The 15534-nt window shown below is 66.3% G+C and carries 18 protein-coding genes; 2 read left to right on the top strand and 16 right to left on the bottom strand.

Annotated features, from left to right (window positions below; genetic code table 11):
* Positions 1-54: 54 nt before the first annotated feature.
* The 9 genes from ftsH to ybgC all read right to left on the bottom strand — a co-directional run bounded on the left by ftsH (position 55) and on the right by ybgC (position 9030).
* Positions 55-1977: an ATP-dependent zinc metalloprotease FtsH gene (gene ftsH, locus ACO07J_RS15850; protein ID WP_422030684.1), complete on the bottom strand. Its 1923-nt coding sequence runs from the start codon at positions 1975-1977 to the stop codon at positions 55-57.
* An 81-nt stretch (positions 1978-2058) separates the two neighbouring features.
* Positions 2059-3312, bottom strand: coding sequence for a tRNA lysidine(34) synthetase TilS (tilS, locus tag ACO07J_RS15845; protein ID WP_422030682.1), 1254 nt, complete (start codon positions 3310-3312; stop codon positions 2059-2061).
* Positions 3309-4196 (bottom strand): tol-pal system protein YbgF, encoded by an 888-nt coding sequence (ybgF, locus tag ACO07J_RS15840; RefSeq protein WP_422030680.1) that lies wholly within the window; start codon positions 4194-4196, stop codon positions 3309-3311. The genes tilS and ybgF overlap by 4 nt, the downstream gene beginning before the upstream one ends.
* Positions 4197-4211: 15 nt before the next feature.
* The gene (gene pal, locus ACO07J_RS15835; protein ID WP_422030678.1) at positions 4212-4715 is read right to left on the bottom strand and encodes a peptidoglycan-associated lipoprotein Pal; all 504 of its coding nucleotides are present in this window, start codon (positions 4713-4715) and stop codon (positions 4212-4214) included.
* A gap of 110 nt (positions 4716-4825) precedes the next feature.
* Entirely contained in the window at positions 4826-6163 is a 1338-nt protein-coding gene (gene tolB, locus ACO07J_RS15830; RefSeq protein WP_422030676.1) for a Tol-Pal system beta propeller repeat protein TolB, read from the bottom strand.
* Positions 6160-7227, bottom strand: a complete 1068-nt coding sequence (locus ACO07J_RS15825; RefSeq protein ID WP_422030674.1) for an energy transducer TonB — start codon at positions 7225-7227, stop codon at positions 6160-6162. The genes tolB and ACO07J_RS15825 overlap by 4 nt, the downstream gene beginning before the upstream one ends.
* Before the next feature lie 91 nt (positions 7228-7318).
* Positions 7319-7789, bottom strand: a complete 471-nt coding sequence (tolR, locus tag ACO07J_RS15820) for a protein TolR (RefSeq protein WP_422030673.1) — start codon at positions 7787-7789, stop codon at positions 7319-7321.
* 3 nt (positions 7790-7792) lie between these two features.
* Positions 7793-8488, bottom strand: a complete 696-nt coding sequence (tolQ, locus tag ACO07J_RS15815) for a protein TolQ (protein ID WP_422030671.1) — start codon at positions 8486-8488, stop codon at positions 7793-7795.
* Between the two features lie 155 nt (positions 8489-8643).
* Positions 8644-9030: a tol-pal system-associated acyl-CoA thioesterase gene (ybgC, locus tag ACO07J_RS15810; protein ID WP_422030669.1), complete on the bottom strand. Its 387-nt coding sequence runs from the start codon at positions 9028-9030 to the stop codon at positions 8644-8646.
* A 180-nt stretch (positions 9031-9210) separates the two neighbouring features.
* Here ybgC and ACO07J_RS15805 point away from each other — a divergent pair, with 180 nt between their 5' ends.
* Entirely contained in the window at positions 9211-10017 is an 807-nt protein-coding gene (locus tag ACO07J_RS15805) for a mechanosensitive ion channel family protein (RefSeq protein ID WP_422030667.1), read from the top strand.
* On the opposite strand, the gene thpR is transcribed toward ACO07J_RS15805, so the two are convergent.
* The 5 genes from thpR to ruvC form a co-directional block, all read right to left on the bottom strand.
* Positions 10014-10574, bottom strand: a complete 561-nt coding sequence (gene thpR / locus ACO07J_RS15800) for an RNA 2',3'-cyclic phosphodiesterase (RefSeq protein WP_422030665.1) — start codon at positions 10572-10574, stop codon at positions 10014-10016. The genes ACO07J_RS15805 and thpR overlap by 4 nt on opposite strands.
* An 11-nt stretch (positions 10575-10585) precedes the next feature.
* The gene (locus tag ACO07J_RS15795) at positions 10586-11215 is read right to left on the bottom strand and encodes a hypothetical protein (RefSeq protein ID WP_422030903.1); all 630 of its coding nucleotides are present in this window, start codon (positions 11213-11215) and stop codon (positions 10586-10588) included.
* A 110-nt stretch (positions 11216-11325) separates the two neighbouring features.
* Positions 11326-12354 (bottom strand): Holliday junction branch migration DNA helicase RuvB, encoded by a 1029-nt coding sequence (gene ruvB / locus ACO07J_RS15790; RefSeq protein WP_422030663.1) that lies wholly within the window; start codon positions 12352-12354, stop codon positions 11326-11328.
* A gap of 54 nt (positions 12355-12408) precedes the next feature.
* A complete protein-coding gene (ruvA, locus tag ACO07J_RS15785; protein WP_422030661.1) occupies positions 12409-13077 on the bottom strand; it encodes a Holliday junction branch migration protein RuvA in 669 nt (222 codons plus the stop codon).
* On the bottom strand, positions 13074-13565 hold the full coding sequence (ruvC, locus tag ACO07J_RS15780; RefSeq protein WP_422030901.1) for a crossover junction endodeoxyribonuclease RuvC: 492 nt from the start codon (positions 13563-13565) through the stop codon (positions 13074-13076). The genes ruvA and ruvC overlap by 4 nt, the downstream gene beginning before the upstream one ends.
* Positions 13566-13879: 314 nt before the next feature.
* On the opposite strand from ruvC, the gene ACO07J_RS15775 reads away from it, so the two are divergent.
* On the top strand, positions 13880-14068 hold the full coding sequence (locus ACO07J_RS15775; RefSeq protein ID WP_422030659.1) for a DUF1127 domain-containing protein: 189 nt from the start codon (positions 13880-13882) through the stop codon (positions 14066-14068).
* A 126-nt stretch (positions 14069-14194) separates the two neighbouring features.
* Here the strand turns inward: ACO07J_RS15775 and ACO07J_RS15770 are convergent, their stop codons facing one another.
* A complete protein-coding gene (locus tag ACO07J_RS15770) occupies positions 14195-14539 on the bottom strand; it encodes a hypothetical protein (protein ID WP_422030657.1) in 345 nt (114 codons plus the stop codon).
* 113 nt (positions 14540-14652) lie between these two features.
* Positions 14653-15528, bottom strand: coding sequence for a 50S ribosomal protein L11 methyltransferase (locus ACO07J_RS15765; RefSeq protein WP_422030655.1), 876 nt, complete (start codon positions 15526-15528; stop codon positions 14653-14655).
* Positions 15529-15534 lie beyond the last annotated feature (6 nt).

Below are 15534 nucleotides of genomic sequence, written 5' to 3'. Positions count from 1 at the left end.
CGTGGAACCGGGCATAGGCGCCCGGGTTCCAGTCTGAACTGCGTGCCTTCGTCGTCACGTGGAGGGTTCGGGCTCCATTCCGCCTTCGCCGGAACCCGGCGATGATTTCGGCTTGGTCTTGGGAATCGCGGTGACCGAGGGTTTTTCTTCCTTCTCGGGGGCACTGCCATCGTCATCGGACTCGGGCGGCTCGCCCCGGATCACCCGTTCGATCTCCTCGCCGGTGAGGGTCTCGTATTCCAGAAGCCCCTGGGCCAGGCGTTCCCATTCGTCCTTTTTCTCGGTCAGGATGGCATGGGCGTGCTCGTAGGCCTCGTCGATCAGGCGCTTGACCTCTCCCTCGATCAGTTCTTTGGTATGGGCCGAGACCGAGAAGCCACCGGCGGCATTGCCCATGTAGCCCTCGTGGGCCTGTTCGTAATCGACGTTACCGACCTTGTCGGACATGCCCCAGCGCAGGACCATGGCGCGGGCCAGGCCGCTGGCCTGCTGGATATCGCCGGCCGGGCCGTTCGACACGTTGTCAGGGCCGTACTTGATGATCTCGGCCGCCTTGCCGGCCATGGTCATCGCCAGCTTCTGCTCACATTCCGACTTGTGCCAGTTCAGGCGGTCGATCTCGGGCAGGCTGACCACCATGCCCAGCGCGCCGCCGCGCGGGATGATCGTGGCCTTGTAGACCGGGTCGCATTTCGGCAGGGCAAGGCCGACGATGGCGTGGCCCGCCTCGTGATAGGCGGTTTTCTCTTTCTGGTCGTCGGTCAGGACCATCGAGCGGCGCTCGGCGCCCATCATCACCTTGTCCTTGGCGTTCTCGAAATCGTCCATGGTGACGAAACGCCGGCCCACGCGGGCTGCCATCAGCGCCGCCTCGTTCACGAGGTTGGCAAGGTCGGCACCCGAGAAGCCGGGCGTACCACGGGCGATGATCCGGAGGTCGACATCCGGGCCCAGCGGCGTCTTGCGGGCGTGGACGGCGAGGATCTTCTCGCGGCCCTTGATGTCGGGGTTGGGCACCGTGATCTGGCGGTCGAACCGGCCGGGGCGCAGCAGCGCGGGGTCGAGCACGTCCTTGCGGTTGGTGGCCGCGATGATGATCACGCCTTCGTTGGCTTCGAACCCGTCCATCTCGACCAGGAGCTGGTTGAGGGTCTGTTCGCGCTCGTCATTGCCGCCGCCGTAGCCGGCGCCGCGGTGGCGGCCGACGGCGTCGATCTCGTCGATGAAGACGATACAGGGCGCGTTCTTCTTGGCCTGTTCGAACATGTCGCGCACGCGGGAGGCACCGACGCCCACGAACATTTCCACGAAGTCCGAGCCGGAAATGGTGAAGAAGGGCACGCCCGCCTCGCCCGCGATGGCGCGGGCCAGAAGCGTCTTACCGGTGCCCGGAGGGCCAACCAGAAGCGCGCCCTTGGGGATCTTGCCGCCGAGGCGCGAGAATTTCTGCGGGTTGCGAAGGAACTCGACGATCTCTTCGAGCTCTTCCTTGGCCTCGTCGATGCCGGCCACGTCGTCGAACGTCACGCGGCCATGCTTCTCGGTCAGCATCTTCGCCTTCGACTTGCCAAAGCCCATGGCCCCGCCGCCGCGGCCGCCCTGCATGCGGTTCATGAAGTAGATCCACACGCCGATGAGCAGCGCGAAGGGCAGGAGCGAGATGAGGAAGGTCTGGAAGCCCGACTGTTCCTGCGGCTCGGCGGTGATCGGGATGCCTTTCTCGATCAGCATCGGGGTCAGCTCGGCGTCTTCCGGCTTGATGGTCACGTAGTCCTGACCATCGGTGCTGCGAAAGCGCACGTTCTCGCCATCCAGGGTGACCTGGCTGACCGTCTCGTCCTCGACCGCCTCGACGAATTCCGAGTAACGTATCTGCTTGCTTTGCAGGGTACTGCCTGAGCCGCTGAACAGGTTGAACAGCGCAAGTATCAGCAGAAAGAGCACCAGCCAGAAGGCTATGTTTCTCGCGTTACCCAAGGACATTCTCCTTACAGAAGGGGGGTCGGCCTGCTCTAGCACAAGCGCTACCCGTCTTAAATAGCCATCATCTCTGGCGGTTCAATGCGATATTAGTGCGGCAAAGTCGTGGTTTTCCCGGCGCACGAGCTCTGCCGTCCAGCCGTTTTCGAGCCCGGCCAGCGGTGCGGCCAGCAAGGTCTGGCCCTGCCAGACGGCCGGAGAGGCGCGCAGGGAGGCGGCCGGCAATGCGGAATCTCGCCGGTTCGGGCAGTGCCTGAGCCCGTTTTCGCCCAATGCTGCAACGACGGCGCCTTCTGCTTCAGGGCCGGAGAGGCGCCAGCGGCCATCCCAAAGCGCGCCCGGAGGCGCCGTGAGCCCGGCCACGACCTTCTCCTCCCGCGTGATGCGAAGGGTGCCCGCGCGGGTGATGAGGCGGCAGCCGTGCAGGGTCGCGCTGTCGCCTGCGTCAATGGTACGCATCATCCGCTTGAGGGCGTGTCCGCGCGGGGGGTAATCGGCGCCACTGATCCAGAGGATCGCCTTCTGCAGCAGGCGCCGGGTGATCTCGGGCTCGATCCGGGCCAGCGCTGTGCGGTCGATGAGCACGTCACCCGCCTCGATCCGGGCCACGTTCCGCGCGGCGAAGGCCACCTGGGTGTCGACGATACCGCGGGCGTCGGCAAGGTTGCCTGCAACCTCGGCCAGCGTGGCCGCCTCGATGCCAAGCGGGGCGAGGGTTTCGAGCACCTGCCGAGCCCGCACGCGTTCATAGGCGGGGTCGACGTTGGTCGGGTCGTCGGCCCATGCGATGCCACGGTCGCGCAGGACTTCGCGCAGGTCGTCCCGGGTGGCATTGAGGACCGGACGCAGGAAGGTGACGCCCCCCTGCTGCCAGCGCGGCGCCATGGCCGACAGCCCGTCGAGCCCGGCCGCGCGGGCCAGCCGCATCAGGAAGGTTTCCGCTTGGTCATCGGCTGTATGGGCCACGGCGATGGCGGGAATGCCCTTGTCCACCGCCCATTCGGCCATGAGCCTGTATCGTGCCCGTCTTGCCGCGTCGGGCAGGTTGCCATTTCCGTCCCAGCCGGCCCATTGCAGGATGGTATGGGGCATGGCCCAGTCATCGCAGATGCGCCCGACCATGCGCGCCTCCTCCGCCGCCTCGGGCCGCAGACCATGGTCAACCGTCACGGCATGCAGATCGGGCCCGCCCGTGGCGCGCCAGTCATTCAGCAATGTCAGAAGGGCCAACGAGTCGCTGCCGCCAGAGACAGCAACGCCAAGACGTTCCGGACGGTCCGCGCCGAATGCACCGGCGATCTGCTGCCGCAGGCGCGCAGCCAGGTCCGTCACTGGCAGGAGAGGGCCTGTCTCTCGGCCTGGGCGTTCTGGGCGGGCTGGGTGTTGGGGAAGCGGAAACCGACCTCGGCGAGCGTCACGCAGGCCTCGTCGGTCTGGCCGAGCTGGCCCAGCGCCCGACCCAGCCGGAACAGCGCCTCGGGGGCCTTGGGCCCGTTCGGCGCGGCGCTGAACGTGTCGAGATAGGCGCGCGCGGCCTTGGAGGTCTCGCCGGCCTTCTCGAGCGCTTCGCCGCGTTTCAACCCGGCCTCTGCTTCCAGCGGGCTGCCGGGATAGTTCTTGATGAACAGCGCGAACTGGTCGGCTGCGGCGGCGTAATCGCCCTCTTCCATCGCCTTGGCGGCCTCGTCGTAATCGGCCTGTTCGCCCACCGCCATCTGCACGCCGCTCGTTTCCGAGCCGGTGCTGGCGCCGGTATTGCTGGAGGAGCTGTCACTGCCGATGCTGCCGCTCGTCCCGGATTGCGAACCCGCGGTGCTGCCGGTCGAGGGCGCGGTGCCGCCCAGCGTGGTGCTCTGACCGAGCTGACCCACGTCGCAATCGGTTTCGAGCTCGCAGAGGCGGAACTCGAGGTCGCCAAGCCGGTTGGTGCCGTCGTTGACGACCTGGTCGATGCGGAACTCCAGCTCCTCGGTTTTCGAGGTCAGGCGCTGAAGCTCGCTTTCGATGGCGCCGACACGGTCGATCACCGAGCCGCCGACCTGTGCGTCGTTGACCCCGCCGGTGGTGCTGAGCTCGCGCTTGAGCTTCTGCAACTCGACGTACAGCACCGACATCTCCTGTCGGATGTCGGCGAGGGTTTCATCCCTGTTCTGTGCCTGGGCCGCACCGGCCAAAGCCAGCACGGCAACCAGAAATCCAATCCAAACCGGGCGCATGACGGCCATTCTCCCTTAGCTCGTCGGCCCGGCCGAGATCACCGTCACCGCGCGGCGGTTCTTGGCATAGCAGGCTTCCTCGCTGCAGATCTCGATCGGGCGTTCCTTGCCGTAGGAGACGACCTTGAGCCGGCTGGCGGCGACACCCTTGGTGATCAGGTATTCCTGCACCGAATTGGCCCGGCGCGCGCCGAGGGCCACGTTGTATTCCCGCGTGCCCTGCTCGTCGGCGTGGCCTTCGATCACCGCGTTGTAATCGGCGTTGCGCATCAGCCACTGGGCCTGGCCGTCCAGCGTGGCCGTCGCGGTCGGCGACAGGTTGGACTGGTCGACTTCGAACAGTACCCGGTCACCCACCGACTGCTGGAAATAGAGCGGCGAGGTCGGGTCTTGCGCGGTCCCGGCAACGGCGCTGTTGGCGGCGTTGGCCGATGCCGAGTCGTTGAACCGGTCAGGGTTGCTGCAGGCGGCCAGGGCCAGCCCCGCGACCACCAGGATTGTCTTGCTGAGAAAAGTCATGTCGATGCCTCACGTATCAGATTTGTCTCGGTCCAATGTTGATCCTGGCCCTCTTGCACCTTCTAGCACAGCGGTGCGGCGTTGGAAACGCGGGCCTTTGGCGATGCTGTTCATTTCTGCAGGGGCGACCAGGAGGGGTCGGATGCGCCGGAGGGCGTCGGCACCTGTTTCAGGTTCCGGCCGGTGATGTCGACGGAATAGAGGCTGGTGCTGCCCTGTGCGCCCTGCGTCTCGCGCGAAAACATGATGACCCGGCCGTTCGGCGCCCACGTCGGCCCCTCGTCGAGGAACGACGCGGTCAGCAGGCGCTCCTCGCTGCCATCGGTGCGCATGACGCCGATGTGGAAGCGGCCCTTCGACTGCTTGGTGAAGGCGATGAGGTCGCCGCGCGGCGACCAGACCGGCGTGCCGTAACGGCCCTGGCCGAAGCTGATCCGCTGCGCCTCGCCGCCGCCGGCGGGCATGATGTAAAGCTGCGGCGTGCCGGAACGGTCGCTTTCGAAGACCATCCGACTGCCATCCGGGCTGAAGCTGGGGGCGGTTTCGATCGAAGGGGCGTTGGTGAGCCGCGTGGTCTGGCCCGAGCCGATCTGGATCGAGTAGAGGTCGGTATTGCCGCCGCGCGTGAGGCTGTAGACCACGGTCTGCCCGTCCGGGGCGAAGCGCGGGGCGAAGCTCATCGTGCCGTCCTGGCTTTCCAGCACCCGCCGGCCGACGGTTTCGACGTTGAGCACGTAGATGCGCGGGAAACCGGATTCGTAGCTCGTATACAGCACCTGGTCCCCCTGCGGCGAGAACCGGGGCGCCAGCACAAGCGAGGAATTGTCGGTGAGGTAGGTGACGTTGGCACCGTCGTAATCCATGATCGCCAGCCGCTTCTGGCGCGCGTCCTTCGGCCCGTCTTCCGACACGAAGACGACCCGGCTGTCGAAATACGGGTCTTCCCCGGTCAGCCGGTTGTAGACCTGGTCGGCGACCTTGTGGGCAATGCGGCGCCAGCCCTGTTCGGTACCGACAAGCTGAAGGCCCTGCCCCATCTCCTGCCCGGCGAAGACATCGTAAAGTCGGAAGCTGACCACGATCCGGCCCGAGCCTTCGGTTCTGACCGCGCCGGTGATCAGCGCCTGCGCGTTGATCGCCTTCCAGTCCGAGAACTGCACCGGGCTGGAAAAGTTGCTGATCCGGGCGATATGCGCCTCGGCCGGGATCTCGCGGAAGAGGCCGGTGCCGTTCAGGTCGGAGGCGACCACCCGGGAAATCTTGTCGGCCCATTCCGAGGCTGCCGCGGTATCGGCCACGAAGGACGGAACGGCATAGGGCAAGGGCTCGATCACACCCTCGGTGATCTCGATCCGGAGTGGCCCTTCTCTCTCGGCCGTGTCCTGGGCGAGGGCGGGCGCGGCCAGAATGAAAAGGGCCGCAAGGAGGCTGAGCATGTATCGCATCATTTGATCCTCATTTTCTCCGGATTGAATGTCATTTCAATGTCACGCCACTGATCATACTTCTCCGGTGGCAATTTGTAGCCGTCCGCGCCACAGCGGATGATCGCGCGGCGGGCGGCCTCGAAGGCCTGTTGGGCGGCCGAGTTGCTTCCCCCCGACGAGCCCAGCATCTTGATCGACGCGGTGATCGGACGGCCATCTTCCGACATCGAGACGCCGACGACGACGGTCGTGGCGAGCGCTTCGGACGACAGGCTGCCGACGTTCCAGCATTGCTGCACGGCGACGCGGAGCCCTTCCTTCTCTCCCGCGGTCAGCGGAGGGCCGGAGGGGGTCCTGTCGGGTTTGGTTTCGCTGCCCCCCAGGGCTTCGGCAAGGGCGTTCTCGACGGCGTTCTCGTCGGTCTCGGGGCTTTGCTGTGCCGCGGTTTCGGTCTGTTCCGGCTCCTGTGGCTCGGGCTGCGGCTGGGCCTCCGGTTCCGGTTCGGCCTGGGCCTGACGGGTTGGGCGCGTCCGGGGCCGCAGCGAGCGGCTGGGCGCGGCATCTGCCGGGTCGTCGGCCTCGGTCACGATCTCGGTCGTGGCCTCCTGGCGGGCGGTTTCTTCCTGGTCTTCCTCGACCGGTTCGGCGTTTTCGTCGGGCGCCGTCTCCTGCTGGTCGACATCGTCGATCTGCACGTCCGGTTCCGGCCGGGCGACGGGTTCCGGGGCCACGCGCGGGGCCTCGCGCGGGCGGGTCTCGGGCGAGCGGTCGGGAACCAGCGCCGCGGTATCCTCCTGCGGGGGCTGCATGACGGGGGGTTCCTCGCTGACCTCGGCCTGTGCGGGCGGGTCGGGCTCGGTCACCTCGGGGGGCGTATCGGGTTCGGCGGTTTCGGCCGCCTCGGGCTGGGCCGTTTCGGGAACGGCATCTGCCTCGGAGGTCATGCCCGGCGCTTCGCCCGCCTCGGGCGGTTCGGGCGTGTCGACATTGGCGACGGCTTCGGGCGACTGCTCCGGCGCCATCAGCGCGGCAAAGTCGTCAGCGGAGATGGCGGTGACCTCGGTCACTTCATTTGGCGGGGGCACGTCACGAAACACCCCTCCGAACAGAGCCCAGAAGATCAGGCCAGCGTGTCCGGCCCCGGATATGATCTGACCGGTGTTCATGCCACACGCGTCAGCCGTCCTCGTCGAGCGTCGGCCCGCCGGTATCGGTCACGAGGCCGATGTTGGAAAATCCGCCCCGGTTGAGCGCGCCCATGACCTGCATCACCAGCGAATAGGGCACGTTGCCGTCGGCGCGCAGGAAAATCCGCGCGCTCTCGCGCTCGGCGGCCACGGCGCGAAGGCGCGTGACAAGCTGCTCGGTGGCGATCTCGGTGGTCTGCAGCATCACCGTGCCCTCGGGCGTGATCGTCACCGTCAGCGGCTCCTCCTGCTCGGTCGGCAGGGCGCTGGCGGCGGTCTTGGGCAGCTCCACCGGCACGCCGACGGTCATCAGCGGCGCCGCGACCATGAAGATGATCAGCAGCACCAGCATGACGTCGACGAAGGGCGTGACGTTGATCTCGGCCATCGGGCGCGACCGGCCGCGGCCGCGCCGCCTGCGGCCGTGATCCCCGGTTTTCTGAACGACACCTGCGCCCATGGGTTAGCTGTCCAGCTGGCGGCTGAGAATGGTCGAGAACTCGTCGGCGAAGGCCTCGTAGCCCGCCACGATCCGGTCGCTGTCGCCGCTGAGCTTGTTGTAGAAGATCACCGCGGGAATGGCGGCCAGCAGGCCAAGGCCCGTGGCCAGCAGCGCCTCGGCAATACCGGGCGCCACGACGGCGATGTTGGTGTTCTGCTGCTCGGCGATGCCGATGAAGGCGTGCATGATGCCCCAGACCGTGCCGAACAGGCCGATGAACGGCGCGGTCGAGCCGACCGTGGCCAGCACCGACAGACCGCTTTGCAGCGAATCCGCCTCCTTGGCGACGGCCACGTCCATGTTCCGGTCGATCCGCGCCGTCGCGCCCGGGATCAGCCCGCCATCGTCGCGATGCGAGCGCCGCCATTCCATCATGCCGGCGGCGAAGACCCGTTCCGACTGGCCGTTGGGATCGGGGCCGATCTCGTCGAAAAGCTCGTCCAGCGGATCGCCCGACCAGAACCGGGCGTCGAAGCGTTCGGCCTCGGCCCGGGCGCGGCGATATGTGATGAGTTTCTGGATGATGATCGACCACGCCCAGAACGAGGCGACAATCAGCATCATCATCACGAGTTTGACTACAATCGTGGCACGCGCGAACAGCGCCCACAGGGAGAAATCCATCTCCTGTGCCATTGCCAGGGTTTCTGCTTCCATCTGCCTGCTCTTTTTGACGTCGTTTCGTCCCGAAGGGCCTTGTTCACCGGCCTCATTGCCCCGGAACCTAGCGGAAATCCATAAGGAAAGCCATCACTTCCGCGTCAGCGGTGGCGCCGGGGCGGGCTGTGGCGGATATTTGCCGTTTTCCGCTTCTAATGAAGGCGTTTGCGGACCTCCGCCGGCAGCCTGACGGGCTGTCCGGCCAGGTTCATGCATGCCACGGTCACCTGTGCCTCGAACAGGCGCTGGCCGCCGCGCAGAACCACCTGATCCATCACAAGCCGCGCGCCGGAGACCGAAGCGGTGGTCGTCTGCACCTCGAGGTCATCGCCATAGCGCGCGGGCTGCAGGTACTCCGCCTCGACCCGGCGCACGGCAAAGACCACGCCCTTTTCCCGCATCGCGTTCTGATCCAGCCCAAGACCGGCGACCCACTCGCTGCGGGCCCGTTCGATGAACTTCAGGAAATTGGCATGGTAGACGATGCCGCCCATGTCGGTGTCTTCGTAGTATACGCGAATGGCGAAGCGATGTGTCATGGCGCGGACGTTAACCCGTGACCTCTGCGCCCGAAACCCGATTCCGCGCCCCGGCGGCTGTATTTTCCGGCGTCAGCCCAGCCCGGGCTTTATTTCCCCCTCGTGCTCTGGCAACGATTTCAATGTCGGGAATGCAATTTTCGTACCAACCCGGCCCGACGGGCATCGCAGGAGGGACAGATGGAAGGCATCATGGAAACAGCCAACGGGTACGCCCCGCTGGTGATCAACGCGGTCAAGGCGGTCATCGTCCTGATCCTCGGCTGGATCGTCGCCGGGGCCGTCAGCGGGCTGATCCGCCGCCGCGTCAATGCCAACCCCAAGATCGACAACACGATCGGCAATTTCATCGCCAGCATCGTCAAGTGGGTGATCCTGCTGATGGTGCTGACCGCCATCCTCGGCCTGTTCGGGATCGAGGCGACCAGCCTTGTCGCCGTGCTGGGCGCCGCGACGCTGGCCATCGGGCTGGCCCTTCAGGGCACGCTGGGCGACCTGGCGGCGGGGTTCATGATCATCCTGTTCCGGCCCTACAAGAACGGCCAGTTCGTCGATATCGGCGGCACCGCCGGCACGGTCGTCGACATCAACCTATTCGTGACCGAGCTTGTCACGCCCGACAACGTGCAGATCATCGTGCCCAACGGCCAGGCGTGGGGGTCGATCATCACCAATTATTCCCATCACGACACCCGGCGCTGTGACCTGTCCTTCGGCATCGACTATGCCGACGACCCCGACAAGGCCATGCAGATCATCCTCGATCTCGCGAAGGCCGACACGCGCGTCTTCGAGGACCCCGAACCGTGGGTGCGGGTCACCAACCTGGGCGACAGCAGCGTCGACCTGGGCGTGCGCCTTTGGTGCAATGCCGCCGATTACTGGAACCTCAAGTTCGACATGACGAAGGCGGTGAAGGAAGCCTTCGACAAGGGCGGCATCTCGATCCCCTATCCGCACTCGGTCGAGATCAAGCGGGAAAGCTAATCACCTTCGGGTCGCTGGCCGAGCGGGTATTCGGCCAGCGACTCGTAGATCATACCATCCGGGCCGGCGATCGAGCGGTACAGGGTGAAATGCCCGACCGGGATCACCCCGGCCTCCAGATCGCCCCAGGCTTCCAGCACGCCTGCAATCCGCTGGGTTTCCAGCATGGTCATCCGCTTGCGGAACCGCGCCAGCGTGACATGCGGGCGAAAGCGTTCGCGGGGCAGGTCGATGCCCGCGCTGCGCACCACTTGGCGGACCTTCTTGCGCAGGTGGCCGAGCGCCTCCGACATGTCGACCCCGGCGTAAAGCAGGCTGGGCTTGCGGCCGCCGAAGATGTCGGCCCCGGCGATGCGCATGTCGAAGGCGGGGGCTTCCAGTTCGGCAAGCCGGTCATGCAGATGCTCCAGCACGTCCTGCGGCTGGTTGCCGAGGAAGGCCAGCGTGACATGCCAGTTCTCGGGCGGCACCGGGCGGCCCACTTCCAGCGCATGCTGCACGTCAAGCAGGGGCTCGGCCTGCTCCTCGGGAACGGGAACGGCGAGGAAACTGCGCATCGCCGCGGCCTCTACTGCTCCCGCCCGAGCCTTGCCGCCAGCCTGAGCGCATGGCTCGGGTCGTGCGCGACCGCCGGCATCACCGGGTCATAACCCGCCCGGATCACCCCGGCGATATCCGGCCGCAGGATCACCCGGTCGCCCTCGGGCACCCGCGCCAGCGGCGAGCTGTCGGTAAAGGCCGTGTCCGACCACAGCAGGATGGTCTGCACCACCTGCCCCAGCGCCAGCGTTTCGGCGGGGATCCTGCTGAGTTCCGAATCCATCCGAAGGAAGACGAAGGCCGCCTTGATCGCGTCCTGCTCGTCGAAGCGGAAGACGCGGTACTGGTTGGCATCGGCCTCCTTCAGCTTCGCCACCAAGGGCTCCAGCCCCTCGATCAGCCGGTCGAGATCGGGCACCTCCAGCAGTTCGTCCCAGTCGCGGAAGAAGAAGAACATGCAGTTGACGCCCAGCTCCGGGTCGGTCTCGGCCATCTGGTGCCCGGCCAGCCCGACCACCGCCTCGATCGCGCCCTTCACGGTGGAAAGCGTCTTGTCGTCGACCCCGAACACCACCGGCACGATCGGCCGGCCCCAGCGGGCGAAAAGATAGCTGCCATCAGCGCGGGTGAACAGCGCCTCGATCTCTTGCGGGGTCATCGTCTCTGCCATGGTCCCGACTTACGCAGCCGCGCCCCCCGGCGCAATCCCGCCCGGCTTCTTCTGGCTCCAAATATCCTCGCCGAAGGCATCGCCCGGCACGGGCGATCTCACTTGCCGAACAGGTCGTTCTGCCCCTTCGGCCCCGGCGCCTCGAGCCCCAGGTGCCGCCAGCCCCGCTGCGCCAGCATCCGCCCGCGCGGCGTGCGCTGGATCAGGCCCTGCTGCAGCAGGAAGGGCTCGATCACCTCCTCCAGCGCATCCCGGCTTTCCGACAGCGCCGCACTCATGGTCTCGATGCCGACCGGCCCGCCCTGGTAGGCCTCGGCGATCAACGCGAGATAGCGCCGGTCGGCGCCATCGAGGCCGAGGTGGTCGACACCCAATCGGGTAAGCGCCCCGTCGGCCAGCGCCTTGGTGATATGCCCGTCGCCTTCGACCACCGCGAAATCCACCACCCGGCGCAGCAGGCGCCCGGCGATGCGCGGCGTCCCGCGCGAGCGGCGGGCGATCTCGCGCGCGCCGTCATTGTCGGCGGGCACACCGAGCAGCTGGGCATTTCGTGTGACGATCTCGTGCAATTCGTCCTCGGTGTAGAATTGCAGGCGCGTCGGAATGCCGAACCGGTCGCGCAGCGGCGTGGTCAGCAGGCCCAGCCGCGTGGTGGCGCCGACCAGAGTGAAGGGCTGCAGCTCGATCCGCACGGTGCGCGCCGCCGGCCCCTCGCCGATCACGAGGTCCAGCTCGAAATCCTCCATCGCCGGATAAAGCACCTCCTCCACCGCCGGGTTGAGGCGGTGGATCTCGTCGATAAACAGCACGTCATTGGCTTCGAGATTGGTCAGGATCGCCGCCAGATCGCCCGCCTTGACCAGCACCGGGCCAGAGGTCATGCGGAAGCCCACGCCAAGCTCCTTGGCCATGATCTGGGCCAGCGTCGTCTTGCCCAAACCTGGGGGCCCGTGAAAGAGCGTGTGATCCATCGCCTCGCCCCGCTGGCGGGCCGATTGGATGAAAACGCGCAGGTTGGCCTTGGCTTCCTGCTGGCCGATGAACTCCTGCAACGCCTGCGGACGCAGGCTGCGCTCGGCATCCTCGGGCAGCGGATCGGGCCGCAGGGTGGGGTCGGGGCCGGTCATGCGGGGGCCTTGTCGCGAAACGGGCTGTAACGTCCGGTGAGCGGTGCCATCTACCTACCCTTTCGGCGCCAGCAGGCGGAGCGACAGGCGGATCAGTTCCGCCGTCTCGGCCTCGGGCGCGTCGCCCGCCGCCTGCGCCACGGCGCCGGCGGCCTCGCCCGGGGCATAGCCCAGGTTGGTGAGCGCCGACAAGGCCTCGGCCTGCGCGCCCGGGCCGGACGGGGCGGCAGCGGGTGTAGCAGGTATCGCGGGTTCGATCACGTCGCCGTCGGTGTCCGGCGCGGGGGCAGTCTGGGATGAGACCGCCGCCATCGCCATCACTTCCGGCGCCTTGTCCTTCAGCTCGTTGACCACCCGCTGCGCCGTCTTCGGCCCGATCCCCTTGGCCGCCTTCACCGCGTTCCAGTCGCCCAGCGCTATGGCCCGGCCCACCCCATCGGGCCCCAGCGTGCCGAGAATGGCGAGCGAGGCCTTGGCCCCCACGCCCTGCACGCTCATCAGCAAGCGGTGCCATTCCTTCTCGGCCAGCGTGGTAAAACCATAGAGCTGCAGCAAATCCTCGCGGACCAGCAGGTCGGTATAAAGCGCCACGTGCTCACCCGTGGCCGGCAGTGCACGCAGCGTTCGCTCGGAGCAATAGACGAGGTAGCCCACGCCGCGCACGTCGATCAGCACGTGGTCGGCGGCGCGATAGTCGATCCGGCCGGCAAGGCGCCCGATCATGTGCCGACCCTCCGCATCGCCGGCATTCGCACGTGATGGGCGTGGCAGATGGCGATGGCCAGCGCGTCGGCGGCATCAGGCCCCGCGATCTCGGCGCCGGGCAGTTGCACCTTCACCATATGGGCGATCTGGACCTTGTCGGCGTGACCCACGCCAACGACTGTCTTCTTGACCGTGTTGGGGGCGTATTCCCCCACCGCCAGCCCGAACTGCGCGGGCACCAGCATCGCGATGCCACGGGCCTGCCCCAGCTTGAGCGTGCCGGCACCGTCCTTGTTGACGAAGGTCTGTTCGACGGCCGCGGCCTGGGGCGAGAACCGGTTGAGGATTTCGGTCAGCTGCCGATGCAGGGAAAGAAGCCGTTCCGCCAGATCCGCGCCCTGCGACTTGCACACGCCGTTGGCAATATGCGTCAGGCGACTGCCCTCCGCGTCGATCACGCCCCAACCGAGGTTTCGCAACCCGGGGTCGATGCCCACTACCCGCATGTTCCACTGCCCGTTCTTGTCGTTTCCCGAACCCATAGCACGAAACGGGAACATACGCCAAGCGGATTGCGGTTCTGCCCGGCAGGGAGGCGTTTCCGGACCGGCGGATGTCGGATTCATGCCGCGACGCAGCGTCAGCCGGCCGGCCTTTACAAAAACGTCTTGTTAACAGGCGTTTATCCGCCACCCGAGCCTTGCAGGAATTGCATATGGACTATGCAGGAAGCCAGCTTGCTGTTGTACGAATGCCCAATTATCTGGCGCTCTATAAATCACACATATCCGCAATCCGCGCGTTTAGAAGGAAGACTCCCATGGCTGTCCTGGACACCACCCGTACCGCATCGCATGCCGGCCTTTTCGGCGGCCTGTTCAAACTGTTCGGCACCGTTGCTGCATGGAACGACGCCCGCATGACCCGCAAGGCGCTGTCGCAACTGAGCGACCGTGAGCTTGACGACATCGGCCTGATTCGTGGCGACATCGACCGGATCACGTTCTGAGTGTTCCGCAGCCCCCGTTGAGGGGCCGCCACTCACGTGAAAGCCCTGCGCCGGGACCATCGGCACAGGGCTTTTTCGTTTTGAGAGAGTGTGCCCGAACGGGGCGTACGAGATAATGAACGAAGCTTACTGAACGAACTGGAGAAGCTGGGCCGCGACGGCCTGCGAGACGACATCCGGGCGCATGATGAAGGCGCCGGCCTGTTCCAGCATCGAACCCTGTTCGAGCACCGCAATGGCCTCGGCGTAGACGGCAAGGCCGAGATGCGCAATGACGACCCCTTTGAAGGCAAGGAACCCGGCCACCAGTAGCGTGAACCCCTTGAGGGTAATCGCGGCTTCGGGTCGGGGGCTGGTGAGAACGATCACGCCATCGTCGCCGGTATCAGCCTGCCCGTCGCGGGCGGACCATACCTGAAGCGATTTGGCCGCCTGTTGCAGACCGCGCGATTTCTCGAACCATTTACTCATGACAGCACCAGTATTCTTTCAACGTGGCCCCCACCACATTGCGGCGAGAACTAGGTCGGAAATGTGGCGAAACTTGGGCGCGCGCCTTGAAAAGACCGCTTTTTCACTGCTTTTCAGACAGGTTTGCGTAAAACTGTCGTGGTCCATTCACCAATCTCGGAGCGGTCGAAAAGACTGTTTCCAGCCTCCGAATAGACCGCGATCACCTCGTCGGCCTGTTCGTTGAGGATGCCGGAGAGAATCACGAATCCCCCCGGCGCGAGCGCCTCGGTGATCGAGGGCGCCAGCGCGATGAGCGGGCCCTTGAGAATGTTGGCGAAGATCAGGTCGAAGGGCGCGGCCCCGGCGATGCCCGGATGGTCGAGCCCTTCGGCCTCGAGACAACCGACCCGTCCGTTCAGCCCGTTTGCCGCAAGGTTGGCTTCTGCCACCTCGACCGCCACCTCGTCTATGTCGCTGGCGAGGATCGTGGCCTCCGGCCAGATACGCGCCGCGCCCATGGCGAGCACCGCCGTGCCGCAGCCGAGGTCGAGCACGCGGCTGGCCGTGAAGCCGTCATTCGCGAGCTTGTCGAGTGCCCGCAGGCAGCCCTGCGTCGTGCCGTGGTGGCCGGTGCCGAAGGCCATCGACGCCTCGATGAGCAGCGGCACGCTGTCGGTCGGCACCTTGTCGGCATCGTGACTGCCATAGACGAAGAAGCGGCCCGCCTCGACTGGCACCAGCTCTCGCCGGACCTTGGCGACCCAGTCGACCTCGGGCAGTTCTGACACGACGAAGGGCTTGGCGCCATGCATCGCCGCCAGAACGGCCAGCCCGGCCTCGTCGGGTTGTTCGTCGAAATAGGCGCCAACCTCCCACAGGCCGGAGCCGTCCTCGATCTCGAACGTGCCGATGCCGGTGGGCTCGGGCGTCAGGCGATCGAGATCCTCGCCCAGCGCCTCGGCGGGGGCCTTGCCGGACAGGGTGGTCAGCGCGGTGTAGGTGGGCATGGGGCC

The organism is Roseovarius sp. (assembly GCF_965228755.1).
Classification (GTDB): Bacteria; Pseudomonadota; Alphaproteobacteria; order Rhodobacterales; family Rhodobacteraceae; genus Roseovarius.
This window is presented reverse-complemented; position numbering and strand designations above follow the sequence as displayed.